Raw genomic sequence first — 2,777 nt, forward strand, 5'->3', positions numbered from 1 at the left:
AAATATGGAATCAAATCTGTTGCACCTAAAGCACAATTTAACCCAACTGAAATTAAATCAATATGTTCTAATGAAATCAAGAAAGCTTCTGTTGTTTGTCCAGAAAGTGTACGTCCAGATTTATCTGTTATTGTACCAGAAGCCATTAGAGGAACGTTGATTCCTGTTTTTTCTATCGCATCTTGAATTCCATAAAATGCTGCTTTTGCATTTAAAGTATCAAAAATAGTTTCGACAAGTAAAATATCTGCACCAGCTTCTAACATTGTTTTTGCTTGACGATAATATACATTTGCCAATAAATCAAAATCCACATCGCGATAACTAGGGTCATTTACTTGTGGCGAAATAGAGGCTGTCTTGTTGGTTGGACCTAAAGATCCAACTACAAAACGAGGTTTATCTGGGGTAGAAAACTCTTCACAAGCTTCTTTTGCTAAGCGAACGGCTTCGTAATTTAATTCATCAACCAAATCAACCATATCATAATCAACCATAGAAATAATATTGGCATTGAACGTATTTGTTTCGATTAAATCTGCACCAGCAGCCAAATATTCTCGGTGAATATCTTTTATGATTTGAGGTTGGGTTAAAACCAATAAATCGTTATTTCCTTTTAAAGAAGTATGAAAATCCTTGAATCGTTCTCCACGATAATCTTCTTCTTGTAAATTGTGCTTTTGGATCATCGTTCCCATTGCACCATCTAAAATAACAATACGCTCTTTTAGTATATCGTCTAATTTCATTCTAAATATTTTAAAAGCCTTATGGGAAGAAGTGTGAGGTAAGTCCTTATCTTTCTCTATTTGAGTAGGATTTAGCACCCAACTATACTTTGGGTTGCTAAGATTTCAACGGGCCTATTCCCTCCATCTTTCTTTATAAAGCTATGTGCAAAATTATTTAAAGTATTGAGAATAAAAAAATCAAGATTGAAAAAAACGAGTTCGAAACTTGGTTCATAGAAATAATTTTTGTTTGAAATAGTTCAAAATCTCTAATAGGTCATTTTTGAAATTTATTTTAGAAAATATTTCTTTAAAATTACTATTTTAAAGAAATAATATTTTAATTAGTTATTGAAAATTGTAGTTTTTAGAATATTTTTAATAAAAATAGGGTTTTATTAAAAATTATTAAGATTTGTTTTTTCTTTTAATTGTATTTTTTAGAAAATTATTTTTGTCTATAAATATTTATAGAATAAAATTCATTATTTGTGTATTTTTATCTATAATTACGGAAAATATTAAATTAAAGAAATGAAATTAATTTGGATATATAGAATTCTTTCGCCTAAATTTGTCCTCAGAAATAGTTCATTAAAATTTACATTTTATCAAGAAAAGTGGAGGGAAATGGCCCAAAGAAACTTTAGCAACCTGATTAATGAATCAAGGTGCTAAATCCATCCTTATAGGAAAGATGAATAAAAACTACTGTAAACCAATCTTCAATAATATTCTTTATTCAAAATGGTTCAATTGTTTTTATGCGATTGAACCATTTTTTTTCTTCACTTTTCTTTGGTAAATAATTAAAAACAAAACAAATAAATGAAAAAAATAAATATCGGATTGTTCGGATTTGGAGTTGTAGGAGAAGGAATTTACAAGGTATTGGAAGAAAAACCACAATTGAATGCTGCAATTAAAAAAATTGTAATTAAAGATAATTCTAAATCTAGAAATGCTCCGTCTGAATTATTTTCGACTAATGCGGATGATATTTTAAATGACGATGAAATAAATGTTGTTGTTGAGTTAATTTCGGATGCTGATGCGGCACATGATATCATTATAAAAGCGTTCAATAAAGGTAAACATGTGGTAAGTGCAAATAAAAAATTGATTGCAGATCATCACAAAGAATTATTGGATTTGCAAGCAAAAAATAATGTTTCTTTTCTTTATGAAGCCTCTGTTTGCGGCTCAGTTCCGATTATTAGAAATCTAGAAGAATATTTTGATAACGATTTATTGAATTATGTTTCTGGAATTGTAAATGGTACAACAAATTACATTTTGACGAAAATGGCAAATGAAAATGAATCGTATCAAGTAGCCTTAAAAGCAGCGCAAGAAAGTGGTTTTGCAGAAGCTGATCCCACGGCTGATGTAGAAGGTTTTGATGCGTCGAGTAAATTAGCAATTATTACGTTGCATGCTTTCGGTAAAAAGATTGATGTTGAGCAAGTTATTCGAAAAGGAATTACCTCATTGAAAGTGGAAGATTTTAAATACGCGAAAGAAAAAAATTATACTATAAAGTTGATTGCGAATTCTAAAATTAATCATCAAACGGGTGAAATTACATCAACAGTTTTGCCAACTTTTGTTGAATTAAATAAAACAATTGCGCTTGTGAATAACGAATATAATGGAGTTTTGATTGGAAGTTCGCTTTCGGATGAACAATTTTTGTATGGAAAAGGAGCAGGGCGTTTCCCCACTTCTTCTGCGGTTTTGAGCGATATTTCTGCTTTAAAATATGATTATCAATATTCGATTCGAAAATATGAAAACAAAGAAGAAGGAGTTTTTAATCAAACAGGAAAGAAGCGAATTTACATCGGTTTTGAGAATCAAGCAGATGATGTTTCAAACATTTTTGATGAAATAGAAGAACGTTATCAGAGTAAAAATTACAATCATATTGTTGGTGTAATTGATATAGAAAAACTCAAACAAAAAGAGATTATTGAAAATCCAAAACTTTCGATAATTGCGTTTGAGTAAATTTTTGTGATTAAAAGAAGCTGTCTCAAAAGT

General features: G+C 29.5%; 2 protein-coding genes and 2 riboswitches. Of the genes, one reads left to right on the top strand and one right to left on the bottom strand.

What is annotated here, in order from left to right:
* Positions 1 to 752: homocysteine S-methyltransferase family protein (locus B4E95_RS12915; protein ID WP_291091881.1), on the bottom strand; the 752-nt coding region annotated here is incomplete at its 3' end.
* 43 nt (positions 753 to 795) lie between these two features.
* Positions 796 to 894: riboswitch (SAM riboswitch) on the bottom strand.
* 445 nt (positions 895 to 1,339) lie between these two features.
* A riboswitch (SAM riboswitch) is annotated at positions 1,340 to 1,438 on the top strand.
* Between the two features lie 124 nt (positions 1,439 to 1,562).
* Between B4E95_RS12915 and B4E95_RS12920 the strand changes: the two genes are divergently transcribed.
* Complete coding sequence (locus B4E95_RS12920; RefSeq protein WP_291062058.1) at positions 1,563 to 2,744, top strand: homoserine dehydrogenase; 1,182 nt, start codon at positions 1,563 to 1,565, stop codon at positions 2,742 to 2,744.
* The last annotated feature ends 33 nt before the right edge of the window (positions 2,745 to 2,777 follow it).

Source organism: Empedobacter sp. UBA7494 (assembly GCF_002478465.1).
In the GTDB taxonomy this organism is placed as follows: domain Bacteria; phylum Bacteroidota; class Bacteroidia; order Flavobacteriales; family Weeksellaceae; genus Empedobacter; species Empedobacter falsenii_B.